This window comes from Oligoflexus sp., assembly GCF_035638955.1.
Lineage (GTDB): Bacteria > Bdellovibrionota_B > Oligoflexia > Oligoflexales > Oligoflexaceae > Oligoflexus.
This window is the reverse complement of sequence record NZ_DASQYZ010000112.1, coordinates 1-15,902: the sequence shown is the minus strand read 5'-3', so window position 1 is coordinate 15,902 and position 15,902 is coordinate 1. Positions and strand designations below refer to the sequence as shown.

Sequence of the window (15,902 nt, the reverse complement as noted above, 5' to 3'; positions counted from 1 at the left end):
TTAGAGCAGATTGATTTCTTCATGACCATCGGCCAGCTGCCACTCACTTTCATCCCGGACCTTCTCCCGGATGACACCCAGGCGTTCCAGATCAGGGCGTTCGATTTTTTTCGCAGCCACCTGCTTTTGCAGGACCTTGGTGAGTTTCAGGTAATCATCCTTGACTGAACGGGCGCTGGGCAAGGCGGCGGCTGGACAGCTCTGCAGGTTACCCGTTGCCACAGCATTGGACACCCGGATGGCAGGTTTCAAAAGGTTGACCCTGGCGCTTTTCAAGTGCTTGCTGATAAAGCGGACATAAGAATCATGGGCCGGGATTTTCTTCACGCAGCTCAGCATCACGCCGAGGCAATGCAGCTGGGGATTCTCCTCTTCATGAATCTCTTCGCACTCGGCAACCAGATCCAAAAAGCCATCATAACTATCCGGCTCAGGGAAACTTGGGATCAAATACCAGTTGGAAGCCGCCAGGGCCGCCTGCAAAAGGACGTTGATCTGAGGCTTGGTATCGATCAGGACAAAATCAAAATTTTTGTCCACCCCTTTGAGAAGATGCTTGAAGAGTTTCAAACCACGGGCCGAACGACCAAATTCTGTCTGCGCCGCTTTCAGGTCCTTGGTGGAAGGTATGACCCAAATATTCTTATAGGGGCTCTCGACCATCACCTGATCATAGGACAGCTTGTTACGGAGCGCATGCCAGAGCGTTTCCTGGTTGCGATCAAACAGATCGCGGACACCCAAAGCCTTGGTGGCATTGCCTTGATCATCGGAATCAATCACCAGAACGCGTTTGCCAAGGACGGTACCAAGCAAAAATGCAATGTTGGTTACCGAGGTCGTCTTACCGACGCCACCCTTAATATTGGCAAAGGTGATAACATGAGAACCAGGTTCACGCATGGGACCTCCCTTCAATCGATACATACTGTTATGATGTCTAGGAAATACGGTACCGGTTTTCGTGGGGGGCAACAAGCGTAGAAAAAAAGTCGGAGCTGTACATGATGTACAGCTCACATCGAAGGCTCTGATACGGCTTTATTTTAAGGGCATTTTTGCTGATATGACCAATTTATGAATTCCGCTCACATGTTCCGTCGGTACTGACCACCCACTTCATAGAGCGCTTGGGAAATCTGTCCTAACGTACACATGCGACCCACATCCATCAGACACTCGAAAATATTCTTGCCGTCCAGTGCCGACTGCTTCAATCGAGTCAACGCCTCGTCCGCGGTACGGGCATTTCGCTTGATGAAGTCATGCGTGGATCGAATCGCAAATTCCTTTTCCTGCTGAGTGGAACGAATCACCTCGGCTGGAATCACCGTCGGCGATCCGTCCTTGCCGAGGAACGTATTCACACCGATGATGGGCAGCTCGCCGGTATGCTTCAAGGATTCATAATAAAGCGATTCATCCTGAATCTTGGAGCGCTGATACATGCGTTCCATGGCACCAAGCACCCCGCCACGCTCGGAAATCGCCCTGAATTCAGCCATCACCGCCTCTTCCACCAGGTCGGTCAGCTCCTCGATGATAAAGGAACCCTGCAGCGGGTTTTCGTTTTTGGCAAGCCCGAGTTCCTTATTGATAATGAGCTGGATCGCCATGGCCCTTCGCACGGATTCTTCCGTTGGGGTCGTGATCGCCTCGTCGTAAGCGTTGGTGTGCAAGGAGTTGCAGTTATCATAAATCGCGTAAAGCGCCTGCAGCGTGGTCCGGATATCGTTGAAGGCGATCTCCTGGGCATGCAGACTGCGTCCCGAGGTTTGAATATGATATTTGAGCTTCTGGGAACGATCATTGCCCCCGTATTTGTGTTTCATCGCCTTGGCCCAGATGCGTCGAGCCACACGGCCGATCACGGCATACTCAGGATCGGTGCCATTGGAAAAGAAGAACGACAGGTTCGGCGCAAAGTCATCGATATTCATGCCGCGGGACAGATAGTACTCAACATACGTAAAGCCATTGGCCAACGTGAAAGCCAGCTGGGTGATGGGATTGGCGCCGGCCTCGGCAATATGGTAGCCCGAGATGGAGACGGAATAAAAGTTTCGCACCTGCTCTTTGATGAAATATTCCTGAATATCGCCCATCATCCGCAGGGCGAATTCCGTCGAGAAAATGCAGGTATTCTGCGCCTGATCTTCTTTTAGAATATCCGCCTGCACGGTCCCGCGCACCTGCTTCAGCGTACTGGCCTTGATCTTTTCATAAACATCCCGCGGCAGCACCTGATCACCGGTCACACCCAGGAGCAGCAAACCCAGGCCATCATTGCCCTCGGGCAGCTCGCCATCATAACGAGGTCGCGCTCCATCATAGTCGCGATAGATGGCTTTGATTTTTTCTTCGACCTGCGCGGTCAGACCCTGCTCGCGAACATAAAGTTCACATTGCTGATCGATGGCGGTGTTCAGAAAGAAAGTCAGCAGCATGGGCGCGGGACCATTAATGGTCATGGACACCGAGGTATTCGGCTGGGCCAGGTTAAAGCCGGAGTATAATTTTTTCGCATCATCGACCGTCGCAATGCTGACGCCCGAGTTGCCGATCTTGCCGTAAATATCCGGACGATGATCGGGATCTTCACCATAGAGTGTGACCGAGTCAAAGGCCGTGGACAGGCGCTTGGCGGGCATACCATGGGAGACGTAATGAAAGCGCTTATTGGTTCGCTCCGGGCCACCTTCACCCGCAAACATACGAGCTGGATCCTCACCTTCGCGTTTGAGCGGGAAAACTCCAGCCGCGTAAGGAAATTCACCGGGAACATTTTCAGTCAGCAACCAGCCCAGGATTTCACCCCAATCTTCATAGCGAGGCAAAGCCACCTTGCGAACTTTAAGATGTGACAGGGATTCGGTGATCAGACTCTGTTCAAAAATTTTATCACGAACTTTGTATTGATAGACAGGACCGGCATATTTTTCTTTCAGTTCATGCCAGCTCACCAGCATCTGCCTGCACTCATGATCCAGTCTCGGTTCCAGCGCATTGTAATGTTTGATCAGCTCCTGAATGACTGGCGTATCGCTGGTCGAAGTTTCAAAGCTGCTGACATAACGAGCGGTGGAGAGCGGGGCCTTGCGCAACGATCCAATGGTGCCAAGGATCTGAAAAAGCTGACGCGCGATGGACACCTGCTGCTGGGTGAAGGATTTATACTGCTCGTGATTTTCGCTCAGCTCGGCCAGATACCGCACCCGATCCGGGGGCATGACGTAACGTCTTTGGCTCGCACCAAGCTCCTGGTGCACAAGGGTTTGAAACTTGCTTTGAGTTTTGCTGTTGAGAATCTCGATCATGCGATTGTAAAGCAGATTCATGCCAGGATCGTTGAACTGCGAGGCAATCGTGCCGAGCACGGGCAGATCATCATCCGATCCCGTCCAAAAATTATGATTGCGGCGGTACTGTTTCCTGACATCACGCAAGGCATCCAGCGAGCCACGCTTGTCGAATTTATTGATGGCAATCACATCGGCAAAGTCGAGCATATCGATCTTTTCCAGTTGCGTGGCGGCTCCGTATTCCGACGTCATCACATACAGCGAGACATCCGAATGTTCGACGATCTCGGTATCAGACTGACCAATGCCCGAGGTTTCCACGATGATGAGATCAAAACCAGCGGCTTTGCAGACCTCGATGGAATCCTGCACATATTTGCTTAGCGCCAAATTGGATTGACGTGTGGCCAGTGAACGCATATAGACGCGTGGGTGGTGAATCGCATTCATGCGGATGCGGTCGCCCAGCAAAGCCCCACCGGTCTTGCGTTTCGAAGGATCAACGGAAACGATGGCCACGGTTTTATCGTGATGCGCGCGCAGATAGCGGCGCACGAGTTCATCCACCAGTGATGACTTGCCGGCTCCACCTGTTCCTGTGATACCCAGCACGGGCACCTTGCGATCCCCACGCAGAGTCTGGACCTGCTTCTGCAGAGTCTCCCGATAGTCGGCAAAATTCTCGGCCACCGAAATCACGCGGGCAATGGACTGCGGATCCTTTTGCGTCACCAAAGGCAGGAGAGCCTCAACAGGTGGCTTCTGCGTGCTGAAGTCGCAGCTTTGCAGAAGATGATTGATCATGCCCTGGAGACCCATGGCGCGACCATCATCCGGAGAATAGATGCGCGTGATGCCATAGGCGTGCAGCTCCGCGATTTCCGTGGGCAGGATCGTGCCCCCACCGCCGCCGAAGACGCGGATGTTGGCCTGACGTTCCTTCAGGAGGTCATGAATATATTTGAAGAACTCCAGATGACCACCCTGATACGAGGTGATGGCAATGCCCTGGGCATCTTCCTGAATCGCGCATTCGACGATTTCAGCCGCCGATCGGTTGTGGCCCAGGTGAATCACTTCGGCTCCCGAGGCCTGCAATATACGACGCATGATATTGATCGCCGCATCATGACCATCGAACAGAGATGCCGCGGTGACAATACGTATTTGATGTTGGGGTTTGTATACCGTTGCCTGGGAAAGGGTCATGGGCCTTCACTCCTTCATTCTTGTGCCAATCTTATAGCCTGGCCAAATCGAGTTTGGCTAGGATTCTGCAGGCCAAAAAACGTCAAAGTGGCCCCTGAAAAGTGCAGGATGCGATTGAGCTGAAGCCTCGGAAAAAGGTAGCTTTGTTCTCAGCACCTTGAACATGGTGTACAATGGCTGCAATTTCATATTATGAATCGGAGGCTACGAATGGCAAAGTCGAAGAAGGGCGCTGGCAGCAAAGGCAAAAGCAGAAAGACGGTGGTCAAAACCAAGAACGCCGTCAAGAGCAGCGCCCGCAAAAGCGTTGGAAAATCCAGCGCCAGTTCTCCCGCATCGGCCAACCGGCAAACGGGAGCCAACAAGGTTTTGGAGTACAAACTCTTTGTCGAAGACTCAGTTCGCAATCTGGAAGATCAAGTGAACTACTACATCGGTAAGGGCTGGTCTCCTGTGGGTGGTGTGGTTGTGCAAGGTCAGAACAACTATATGCAGACCATGGTTCGTCAGGAAGGCTAAGAAGCCGAGGAGGCCTCCACAATTTGCTGGAGGCTTTTCCAATGCCTTGCTCGCCTTCTCTTCTTCCTGCGCTTCCGCTCAGGATTTTCACCGTGAAAATATCTGCGTCTTTCTGCATAGCCGGAACTGCAAAGCCTGCATCGGCGGGGTTTGATTCATTACGTCAGCCTGCGGCGCTCCCTATGCCGATAAGGCTCAAAACCTGGAAATTCGGTGACAGAAAGCCTTTCACGAAAAATATCCAACCTTTGCTGCACGGAAAGATCTCTACATAATTATACCCATTTTTGATCACCATGAAAAAGTTTTCCGTAAAGATCATCTTCCATTCCAGGGTGTAATGCCATTCATACTGTATATCAATTTGTACAAGATGCTGATTTTATAGGGTCTTGCTTTCCTACAATAAACTCTTTTCGGCCATAAATGATTTGTAAGCTTGAAACCGTTGGAAGAATGGTACTTGCGTGGGCCCAAGCAAAGTATTGGATAACATGAGCAGCTGCCCGTAGATTCAGGTGCAGGTCCAGTAGCCCCATTCGCTCTCGACCCCCGAAATTATGCAAGAACGTGAAAGCCCTAAAATGATCGAAAACTTCCATTTCAATCAAAACATTAGCTCTTCGGAAGCCGAACAGCGGAAGGCCCGAATAGTCACAGGAATTCGCGTAGCTTTATTACAGATGTACTCTCAACATGCCGTACCTGAAACGGTATCAGGAAAACACGTCTCTTCCCCGTTTTTCTGGTCCAACTCGCCCTAGTGGTACGAAGTCCCTATCCCGTGGGTTTATCCCCCTTCGCCGCCAAATGGCTCGTTTGGCATAGCCCGTCCGTAAGGACGGGTGCCCATCTTTCAACCTGAAAAATGATAAATTTTTAGCGCTGCTGAAGTGCTGTGCGGAAATATTCGATGGTCTTTTTCAAGCCTTCTTCGAGTTCGACTTTAGGCTTGTAGTCGAGCAGTTGTTGGGCGAGTGACAGATCGGGCCGACGAACTTTGGGATCATCCTGCGGCAGTGGTTTTTGCACCAGACGCGAACGACTGCCAGTCAAACGAAGCACACGTTCCGCAAGTTCGGCGACCGTGAATTCGTTGGCATTGCCGCAGTTCATGGGACCTAAAGTCTCGTCCTGTTCGGTAAGACCAATGATGCCATCGATCAGATCATCACAGTAACAGAATGATCGCGTTTGCGAGCCATCACCGTAAATGGTGATATCCTGCCCCTGCAAAGCCTGCACAATAAAATTGGAAACGACCCGGCCATCATCAATAGCCATGCGCGGTCCATAGGTGTTGAAGATGCGGACCAGACGCACGTCAACTCCATGCTGACGGTTATAATCATAGCAAAGAGTTTCCGCCGCTCGCTTGCCCTCGTCATAGCAGCTGCGTGGACCGATCGAGTTCACATTGCCCCAGTAGGCTTCCGTCTGCGGATGCTGCAGAGGATCGCCATAAATCTCCGAAGTGCTGGCGTGAGTCAGACGGGCCCCGACGCGTTTCGCCAGGCCTAAAAGATTCATCGTGCCCAGCACCGACGTCTTCATGGTCTTGATCGGATTGCTCTGGTAGTGCACAGGGCTTGCGGGACAGGCAAAATTTAGTATTAAATCCACTTCGGCAAGATAGGGCTCAACGATATCATGGCGCACAAGTTCGAAATTTGGATGCGCGAGAAGATGCCGAATGTTGGACTTCTGCCCGGTATGAAAATTATCAAGACAGATGACTTCCCAGCCCCTGCCAATATATCTATCGCAGAGATGGCTCCCAAGAAAGCCGGCGCCGCCAGCAATAAGAACGCGACCTGTTGTCGGCAATGGCATCAAAACCCCTCCGTGTCCGTGATTAAGGATGCAAGGTCCGATCATAGTATGTTAGCCTATTGCGACCTGCAAATGATTTGTCGATGCTCCGGAGGATTAAATGAACATCCACGAATACCAGGCAAAAATACTCTTCAAGCAAAACGGTGTGCCGGTTCCTGACGGATACCTGGCCACCAATCCTACTGAAGCAGAATTTGCCATGCGCCGTCTCGGAACTGAAGTCGCTGTTGTCAAAGCCCAGGTGCACGCGGGCGGACGCGGCAAAGCTGGTGGTGTCAAGCTCGCCAAGAGCCCAGAGGAATGCCGAAAGATCACGGAAGCCATGATCGGCATGAACCTGATCACGCACCAGGCTCCCGAGGGCAAGAAGGTCCACAAGGTCTACATTGAGGCCGGGAGCAAGATCGTTAAGGAATACTATCTCGCCCTCTTTTTGGATCGTGAGCACGCCGGCATCGGCATCATGTTCTCGACCGAAGGCGGTATGGATATCGAGGAAGTGGCTGCCAAAACCCCGGAAAAAATCGCGACTGTGATCGTCGATCCCACCGTGGGCCTGCAGGGTCACCACATTCGCCAGCTGAGCTGGGCGATGAATCTGCCGGAAGCCGAGCAGAAGGAAATGACCCCGATCATTCGCAATCTTTATAAGATGTTCATCAAGTACGACTACTCGATGCTCGAAATCAATCCGCTGATCGTCAATGATCAGGGGAAAATGTTCGCGCTCGACGGTAAAATGAACTTCGATGACAACGCTCTTTATCGGCAGAAGGATGTGGAACTTTTCCGTGATTATATGGAAGAGGACGAGCGCGAAGTCACCGCTTCCAAATTCGGCCTGAGCTATATCGGTCTGGATGGCAACATCGGTTGCCTCGTGAACGGCGCCGGTCTCGCTATGGCGACCATGGATATCGTGAAGCATTATGGTGGAAAACCAGCCAACTTCCTCGACGTTGGCGGTGGCGCGTCCCAGGAAACGGTCACCAACGCGTTCCGTATTCTGTTCGCGGATCCAGGCGTCAAGGGACTCTTCGTCAACATCTTCGGCGGCATCATGCGCTGCGATGTGATCGCCAACGGTGTGGTGGCAGCGGCCAAGGAACTCGGTCTGCGCGTCCCTATGGTGGTTCGTTTGGAAGGTACCAACGTGGAGCAGGGCAAGGAGATTTTGAAAAAATCCGGCCTGAACCTCTATGCCGCCAGCGATATGGCCGATGGCGCCAAGAAAATCGTCGAACTTGTGAAGTAAAGACTGAAGGAGCATCCACGTGTCTATTCTTGTCGACAAAAATACCCGCGTTATCACTCAGGGGATCACCGGCAAGTCTGGTGAATTCCACACCCGTCTTTCTCACGAGTACGCCCCCCGCTTTGTCGGTGGTGTGACTCCCGGCAAAGGCGGACAAAAAGGTGTGAGCGATCTGCCGATCTTCAACACCGTGCACGAAGCCCGCGAAAAAGCTGGCGCCAACGCTTCGATGATTTTCGTTCCGCCCCCCTACGCGGCAGATGCGATCCTGGAAGCGATTGATGCTGAAATCGAACTCATTATCTGTATCACCGAAGGCATTCCGGTTCTGGATATGATTCCGGTGAAAAAAGCTCTGGAACGCTCCAAATCACGCCTGATCGGCCCCAACTGCCCCGGCGTGATCACGCCTGGCCAGTGCAAGATCGGGATCATGCCGGGTCACATCCACAAGGTGGGTTCGGCCGGTATCGTTTCCAAATCGGGAACTCTGACTTACGAATCCGTGGGTCAAACGACAGCGATGGGCATCGGTCAAAGTTCGTGCGTGGGCATCGGTGGTGACCCCATCATCGGCACCAACTTCATCGACGTCTTGCAGCTCTTTGAAGCCGATCCGCAGACGGAAGGCATCGTTCTGATCGGTGAGATCGGTGGCGACGCGGAAATCAAAGCGGCGAAGTTCATCAAAGATCATATCAAAAAACCTGTGGCTGCTTTCATTGCGGGTCAAACCGCACCTAAAGGCAAGCGCATGGGTCATGCCGGGGCTATCGTGTCGGGTGGCAGTGGAACAGCCGCCGAAAAAATGGCCGCTTTGGAAGAAGCCGGCGTTGTCGTTGCCAAGAGTCCAGCGGATATCGGCCAGTCGCTGAAAACCGCTCTGGAGAGAAGACGGAGATAATCCATGCTGGGCCTACGTCATTACCGGGGAACTGCGGTCGACCTCTTTCAAGGTGATATCACCAGCTTCGTTTGCGATGCGATGGTGAATGCTGCGAATACGTCTCTTCGTGGAGGCGGTGGTGTCGACGGTGCGATTCACCGGGCCGGTGGGCCCAGTATCCTTGAAGAATGCGAGCGCATCGGCGGCTGTGAAACGGGCCAGGCTGTGGCCACAACCGCCGGTCGTCTGCCCGCAAAAAAAGTCATTCATACGGTCGGCCCCATCTGGCGAGGTGGCCACGAGCGGGAAGCCGAACGTCTGCAGTCGTGTTATCAGTCCAGCCTACATTTGGCTGCTGCATCGAATTTACTTCATGTCGCAATTCCATCGATCAGTACGGGAATTTATGGTTACCCGGTGGCGGAAGCCGCAAAGGTTGCCATGCAAACCATCCGATCATTTTGTGACGACAGGCCCCAGGCTCTCCGTCGCATAACCATGGTTTTGTTTGACAGCGAAACCTACAAGGCCTATCAAAAGGCTCTCTTCGCCTGCTTTCCCGAAGCCGAGGGGGACGAGACTTGAAATTAAGGGATTTGACCTATTATCGAACCGGCGGACGTTGCCGGGCCCTTTATGAACCCAAGACCATTGAAGATCTCAGCCGTATTGTTCAGGCGCTCCATGTGACCCAGCAGAAGTATTTCGTGCTCGGTGGAGGCACCAACTCGCTCGTGCTCGACGAGGATTGGACCGGTGCTGTGATTGTTTTCCGTCGCATGAAACACATCGAGGTGCGTGGCACCAGCCTTTATGTGGAAGCCGGCGCCGACAACACCGATGTGGCCAAAGCAGCGCTTGATGCCAAACTTGATGGCATTGCCTGGATGAATCGTCTGCCGGGACAGATTGGGGGCACGGTCCGCATGAATGCGCGGTGCTACGGCGGCGAAATCAGTCAGGTGGCGAAGGAAGTGCATGCTGTTCTACCCGATGGCACGATTCGCGTGTATACGGCTGCAGACGGCATCTTTCGCGGCTATAAGGATACCATCTTCATGGACAATGGCGCAATTGTGGCCGCTGCACTTCTGCAGCTGGTCGAAGGCGTACGTGGATCCATCGAAAGCCGCATGAATTTTTATGAGCAGGACCGCGTGAAGAAAGGGCAATTCCATTATCCCACCTGCGGCTGCGTCTTTAAGAATGATTACACGGTTGGCATTCCCAGCGGCATGCTGCTCGATAAAGCTGGAGCTCACAAGCTGAGTCGCCCCGAAGTGGCTTTGAACCCCCAGCATGCAAATTTCGTTTATAACAAAGGCGCCGGCAGCCGGGACATCCTTGAGTTGACTCTGGCCATGCGCGAGCTGGTTTATAAGGAATTTGGCGTCTGGATGGAATATGAAATGGAAATTCTGGGCGAGCTGCCAGCTGATCTGGCAAAAAAAATCAGTGAGAAAAAGCCCCATCGTCTGCTGGAGGACAAACTCCAACCGTTACGGGCGCTTTTTCAAAAAAAGAGCACTCCTGGCAGCTAATCATTGACCATCGGCCCTTATGTTTAAACGCAGCTTAAGGGCAGCATTGAGAATTTTTTCATAACCGGCTGATTTTTTCATGAAGGTTTTGACGCACGACGGGCAGCTCATCATTTCCTTGCTGCGGTCCACCACGCTGATCATCACCATGGGTTTGTTGCCAAAAAGAGTCGTCATGTAGTCAGCCACATCCTTGCCACTTATATCGCCCAGATCATAATCCACGATCGCCACATCATACTTGGCTAGCAGACCGACAAAACCCAGATCATCCAGGGAATTGAAGACATCCATTTTCACGCCTTCCAAAGCAGCCCAGCGACCAATGACAGCGCCATAGACCGGATCATCATCAATCAACACAATCCTGGGTTGCTCCACGAGCGCAAGGTCACGGGTTTCGATTTCGGTTTTGACCGAACGCACCTTGTTATGCGGCTGCGATCCAAAGATCGAAGTCAAGGCCATGGTCTGATTCATGATGTGTCTCCTCTAGATGATTCTGCCAGGGCTGTCCCGCGATGCTCCTCGCCGAACGCCAAGCACTCTATCGCACAACGCGGTCCCTGAATTCACACCTTCTCTCCCGAGGCTTTCGGTGTTCGCACAAACCCCTGATGTCAAACAAAATATTGGAAAAATCTGACCGTGAAGTAAGAGGCGAAAAAGGTGAATTTCACTTGCCTGCATGGCGTCTGCCGACGCCAGCCCAGCATCCTTAAGGGGGTGAGGCTGTCTTATCCGTAGCCTGCGCCTTCTACATAGAGATGACTGGATACAAGCCCTCATGCGCCAGCTTTAGAAACCATACGATCAAGCAGACCATTTCCGACCAAGGCGTTCAGAGGCGAGGCCGAGGGTCGACTAAAATGAGCCATAATAATTCTTACAAAAGAGTAAAGAGTGGAATCGTTTTTGCAGATATACCGTGGCTTTGAAGGGAGGCTCATGCAGGAAGCGAATCGTACTTAAAAAAAGGCGTACGCTTTTACGACACAATTAAGGTGTGAAGTATGGCCCTGGAGTCGATGATCCTTACCATAGAGGAGAAGAAGATGAACAACATGTCTCAAGCCCAACAATCGTCCGAACCATCTGAGGAACAGGATATCGAACTCACATCTTCACAGGACATCCTCAATGATTCGCTTCTTGCGCAATACGAAGCGATGGATGAGGGCATCACCGACGATCCGCTGCTTCCCAAGCTCTTCAGCATCTTTCAAAAGAACATTACGGATCATCTGAAAAAATTGGCTGTGGCTCTGCAAAAACACGATGAAACCGAAGTGAATTATTTGATTCACAAAATGTTGGGCATGGCTCACAACGTGGGTGCGCTGCGGCTGTCGGATGTCCTCATGATTCTGGAACAGGCCGAGACTTCGACCAAGATGCGATTGGACGGCCATCATCTGGCCATCTTAAATGCAGAATACAAAGCCGCGGAAGCAGCCCTGATCCAGCATATGAACAGTCGATCACACTAAGAGCGGATTCAGCCGATCTCGCGCAGCCTTTCAAACGGATAGATGCCGGTCCGATGTCCGTCAGTGAAATGAATGGTGAGGGCATAGCGCCCCACGGATTCCACTTTGACTGGACGCACGCTTTCGGGAATCTCATCCGGATTGAGCGTTCGCTTGCGAGTCATTTCATCCACACAATTCGCACAACGGCACTGCCGACGCAGTTCCACGACATCATAAAGACTCTTACGGCCATCGGTCCAGTTGATAGCCAGAGTGCGATCATCCTGTTGCCAGATGCGTTTCACACGCGCTTGATCAGACATTGCGTTTCCACTCCAACAGGAAATAGCCCATAGCTCCATCGCTATCACGCTGCAGTTTTGCGTGCTGGTTCTTCACCTGCTTCGCCATCTCCAGATAAGCCTGGCCGACCGCTGATGAAGGATTGCTGACCACGAAGGCCACTCCAGCATCGCCGGAATCCGCCACGCGAGGATCGAGTGGCAGTTCGGCAAGCAGCGGGACATCGGCTTCAGCAGCCAGCTTTTTGCCGCCGCCGCTCCGGAATATATAATGCTTCTTGTCACAGCCATCGCAGATGAAGTAGCTCATATTTTCAACAATTCCGAGCACCGGCACGTTCACTGTTTGAAACATATGCACGGCCTTGCGGACGTCGATCAGGGAGACTTCCTGCGGGGTGGTGACAAGAACAGCGCCGCTCAGCGGCACCATCTGCGCCAGGGTCAAATGAATATCACCCGTGCCTGGTGGCAGATCGATCACGAGATAATCCAGTTCACCCCAGACCACCTGAGTCAGGAACTGGCGAATGACCTGGGTCACCATGGGTCCGCGCATCAGCTGCGCCTGACCCGGGGCGGCAAACATCCCGATCGACATGACCTTGACGCCTTCATATTCTGAAGGAACCAGAAGATCGTCATCTGTCATCGTCGGTCGCGCAGCCCGCGTCATCTGCTGAAGGGACGGACCATGGACATCAGCGTCGACGATACCAACCTTATGGCCTTCCTGCGCCAGGGCCAGAGCCAGATTCAAAGCGACCGTGGATTTTCCCACCCCGCCTTTGCCGGAACCCACTGCGATCAGATGCTTCACCTGATCCAGCGCACCGGATTTGGGCGGCACATGCGCATGCGCTCCAGGAGCGCGGGTTGTTGCCGATGCAGGCGTGGGACTGGGGGCCGAAGGCGCCGGAGTCGGGGACGCCGGTCGCGGCTCCTGACTCCCGCTGAATTTTTCCTGAATTCTTTTGAGAAAGCTCACACCTTGCTCCTAGTTTGAAAGGCTTTCCAGGTAATGTTGAGCCTGGATTGCCGCCTGACAGCCCATGCCGGCCGCGGTAATCGCCTGTTTGAAATGGGGGTCGGCGATATCACCGGCTGCAAAAATGCCAGGAGTTTTGGTCGTCGTATGGTTCGTGACTTTGATGTAGCCATGATCGTCGATATCCACAAAAGGCAGGAACACCGAGGAATTGGGGGTGTGACCGATGGCATAAAACAAACCATCGATGACCATTTCCTCCTGAGCTCCTGTCTCGGTGTTTTGCAGAACCACACCGGTCAGTCCCGTGTTGTCCGATTTCAAGGAGCTGATCGTGAACGGCACTTTAAAGGTAATCTTAGAATTCTTACGCGCGCGATCCAGCATGATGGGCGAAGCTTTGAACACCTCGCGACGGTGAATCAGAATCACTTCGCTGCAGAGTTTGCTGAGGTAATTGGCTTCTTCCATCGCCGAGTCGCCGCCACCGACCACGAGCACGCGCTTGCCTTTGAAAAAGAAACCATCACAGGTTGCACAGGTGGAAACACCGCGCCCCATGAGCGACCATTCGCCATCGATCTGGAGCGTCTTGGCGGTCGCGCCCGTGGCCAGAATCACAGCCTTGGCGTGAATTTCTTCGCTATCGGTCCACAGCTTTTTAATGGGACCGGAAAAATCCACCTTGGTGATGGTATCGTAGATAATCTCAGTGCCGAAGCGTTCCGCTTGAGCACTCATATCCTGCATCAATTTTGGACCCATTATGCCGTGTTCGAAGCCAGGAAAGTTTTCCACTTCGGTGGTCGTGGTCAGCTGACCTCCGTGCATAATCCCGGCATAGATCACAGGACTGAGATTGGCACGGGCCGCGTAAACGGCTGCTGTCAGACCCGCAGGTCCGGTCCCGACGATGACAACATTGCGAACTGGCTTGGTGGTCATATTCATAATATTTCCTCACAAGGATACCCACCGATTCATCGATGGGAGGAATTGGGAGTGAGCTATCTCCTGGATCAAAGGTTATCCTGTTTTTCAGGAGTTCACAGCATAGGAGTAACCATCGGCTCTCTGTAGGATACGGCAAAACTTATGGCTGATGCCTTGGACGATTTTCCCTTCCGCTTTGATATTAAGATTACCCGTCGACCTGACAGCAACGCGGCCTTGATAGATGCCAATCTTTCTGCCTTTTGTCACTTTTGCTTCAACAAGATCCCCAGTCTGAAAACCAAAGACACGCTTTTGTGCTTTCGGAGCCGTGCGAGGAAACCCATATTTATCAGGCAAACACATTTGTCGCGATCCCTTTGATTCAGCTTTGATCAGGAGCGGCTTATGAAGGGGATGAATGAAGACTCTGCGGCCACTCTCACCCACGCAAGCGGCATCCACCCAATGGTCCTTAGGATAATTTTGCTGGCAGCGATTGAATTTGGTCCGCCCGCCGGAGGAAAAGCTTATGGGCAGGCATAATGTTTTTAGGGCGTCGCCTATGGCGTAGCGTGATGCGTTGACTGCGGCGGCATCCTTGAGCGGAGCTTTTGCACTTTTCAAGATCGTTGAAAGAAGATCCTTTTTTGACCTCAAAAAGTCCTCGATGGACCGGCTGCCTTTTTTTTCGTTGCATGGGCGACATGCAAGGGTCAGATTACTGACCCTGCTCGATCCGCCAAGACTTTTGGGACGAATGTGTTCCACTTCAAGCGGAACTCCTTGCTTTGAACAATAGGCACAATGGCGACCCCATTTTTCCAGAAGGTATTCCCGTACCTCATAACCGAGGAGAGAGCCCTGCTGATACCCGGTGCCGGATATTTCCGGATCTTCCAGTTTTTGCATATCAAAGCGGACCGTTTCAACAGCTATCGCCGAGATGGGAGAAAACCTTAGGAGTTTATTGGCCAGACTTTGAACGTTTCCAACGCGAGACATAAGCGATGGCGGCAGCCACCCTTCTGGCCTTGTACGATTCAAAAACCTTGGAGCCCTATAGCGGGTCTTTCTCGCTCGACGCGAGCGGCGAAGCGACCTTCTCGACTCAAGGGCATCTTTTACGGCCTGACCTCGGTGGAAAAGATGAGCAGCGAAGATCACGCGTTCACCGCGTTTGAACTCGCCCACAAAGGCAATGCCTGTGATCCTGCTTCCTGGATCGACCTTAAGCTCAACTGGTTGAACATCTCCAACGGTGCGATCTTTCAGAATGATGGTAAAAGGAAAGCGCCGATACACCGCTGCCCTTTTTTTCTTCAAAAGTTCTTTTGCTCTTGCCGGGTGGCAAGGCATAAGCGACTTTTTGCTGTTTGATAGAACCAAAACTCTTTGCATGTTTTTGAGTTACCTCAAAGTTTTCCGCTTTCGCGGATAAAGGTCACCTTGACAATGTTGTCGAACGGTTTATTTGCAAGCAGCACTGACTTAACCTCTTACATCTGTTTAACCACCTGCCGCAGGGCCCAGGACTGGTGAAGCATCCGGGGGTGCCTATAGGATTCGCTCGCAACGTAGCTCTTTCGAGCTGAGTCGGGTCAACTAAGCATGAATTCCGTCTCCTTCTTTCATGCCTGCCACTTTAGTGGCGGGTGA

The 15,902-nt window shown here is 52.4% G+C and carries 14 protein-coding genes; 6 read left to right on the top strand and 8 right to left on the bottom strand.

Annotation, left to right across the window (positions count from 1 at the left end; genetic code table 11):
• On the bottom strand, positions 1-903 hold the full coding sequence (locus VE954_RS10525; protein ID WP_324952426.1) for a ParA family protein: 903 nt from the start codon (positions 901-903) through the stop codon (positions 1-3).
• A 185-nt stretch (positions 904-1,088) separates the two neighbouring features.
• The gene (locus VE954_RS10520; RefSeq protein ID WP_324952424.1) at positions 1,089-4,511 is read right to left on the bottom strand and encodes a methylmalonyl-CoA mutase family protein; all 3,423 of its coding nucleotides are present in this window, start codon (positions 4,509-4,511) and stop codon (positions 1,089-1,091) included.
• Positions 4,512-4,721: 210 nt separating this feature from the next.
• On the opposite strand from VE954_RS10520, the gene VE954_RS10515 reads away from it, so the two are divergent.
• Positions 4,722-5,030 (top strand): hypothetical protein, encoded by a 309-nt coding sequence (locus VE954_RS10515; RefSeq protein ID WP_324952422.1) that lies wholly within the window; start codon positions 4,722-4,724, stop codon positions 5,028-5,030.
• 879 nt (positions 5,031-5,909) lie between these two features.
• Here the strand turns inward: VE954_RS10515 and VE954_RS10510 are convergent.
• On the bottom strand, positions 5,910-6,863 hold the full coding sequence (locus VE954_RS10510; RefSeq protein WP_324952420.1) for a UDP-glucuronic acid decarboxylase family protein: 954 nt from the start codon (positions 6,861-6,863) through the stop codon (positions 5,910-5,912).
• A gap of 100 nt (positions 6,864-6,963) precedes the next feature.
• Between VE954_RS10510 and sucC the strand changes: the two genes are divergently transcribed.
• From sucC to murB, 4 genes are read left to right on the top strand one after another with little or no spacing between them, the layout of a single operon-like run.
• A complete protein-coding gene (gene sucC / locus VE954_RS10505; protein WP_324952418.1) occupies positions 6,964-8,121 on the top strand; it encodes an ADP-forming succinate--CoA ligase subunit beta in 1,158 nt (385 codons plus the stop codon).
• 19 nt (positions 8,122-8,140) lie between these two features.
• Complete coding sequence (gene sucD, locus VE954_RS10500; RefSeq protein ID WP_324952416.1) at positions 8,141-9,025, top strand: succinate--CoA ligase subunit alpha; 885 nt, start codon at positions 8,141-8,143, stop codon at positions 9,023-9,025.
• A gap of 3 nt (positions 9,026-9,028) precedes the next feature.
• Positions 9,029-9,592: an O-acetyl-ADP-ribose deacetylase gene (locus VE954_RS10495; protein ID WP_324952414.1), complete on the top strand. Its 564-nt coding sequence runs from the start codon at positions 9,029-9,031 to the stop codon at positions 9,590-9,592.
• Complete coding sequence (murB, locus tag VE954_RS10490; RefSeq protein ID WP_324952412.1) at positions 9,589-10,548, top strand: UDP-N-acetylmuramate dehydrogenase; 960 nt, start codon at positions 9,589-9,591, stop codon at positions 10,546-10,548. Before VE954_RS10495 ends, murB begins: the two co-directional genes overlap by 4 nt.
• On the opposite strand, the gene VE954_RS10485 is transcribed toward murB, so the two are convergent.
• Positions 10,549-11,028 (bottom strand): hypothetical protein, encoded by a 480-nt coding sequence (locus VE954_RS10485; RefSeq protein WP_324952410.1) that lies wholly within the window; start codon positions 11,026-11,028, stop codon positions 10,549-10,551.
• Positions 11,029-11,603: 575 nt separating this feature from the next.
• Here VE954_RS10485 and VE954_RS10480 point away from each other — a divergent pair.
• Positions 11,604-12,038 (top strand): Hpt domain-containing protein, encoded by a 435-nt coding sequence (locus VE954_RS10480; RefSeq protein WP_324952408.1) that lies wholly within the window; start codon positions 11,604-11,606, stop codon positions 12,036-12,038.
• A gap of 8 nt (positions 12,039-12,046) precedes the next feature.
• Here the strand turns inward: VE954_RS10480 and VE954_RS10475 are convergent, their stop codons facing one another.
• From VE954_RS10475 to iscB, 4 genes are all read right to left on the bottom strand, one after another.
• Complete coding sequence (locus VE954_RS10475; RefSeq protein WP_324952406.1) at positions 12,047-12,343, bottom strand: DUF971 domain-containing protein; 297 nt, start codon at positions 12,341-12,343, stop codon at positions 12,047-12,049.
• On the bottom strand, positions 12,336-13,310 hold the full coding sequence (locus tag VE954_RS10470) for an Mrp/NBP35 family ATP-binding protein (protein ID WP_324952404.1): 975 nt from the start codon (positions 13,308-13,310) through the stop codon (positions 12,336-12,338). Before VE954_RS10470 ends, VE954_RS10475 begins: the two co-directional genes overlap by 8 nt.
• A gap of 9 nt (positions 13,311-13,319) precedes the next feature.
• Positions 13,320-14,261: a thioredoxin-disulfide reductase gene (gene trxB, locus VE954_RS10465; RefSeq protein WP_324952402.1), complete on the bottom strand. Its 942-nt coding sequence runs from the start codon at positions 14,259-14,261 to the stop codon at positions 13,320-13,322.
• An 87-nt stretch (positions 14,262-14,348) separates the two neighbouring features.
• Positions 14,349-15,644: an RNA-guided endonuclease IscB gene (gene iscB / locus VE954_RS10460; RefSeq protein WP_324952400.1), complete on the bottom strand. Its 1,296-nt coding sequence runs from the start codon at positions 15,642-15,644 to the stop codon at positions 14,349-14,351.
• Positions 15,645-15,902 lie beyond the last annotated feature (258 nt).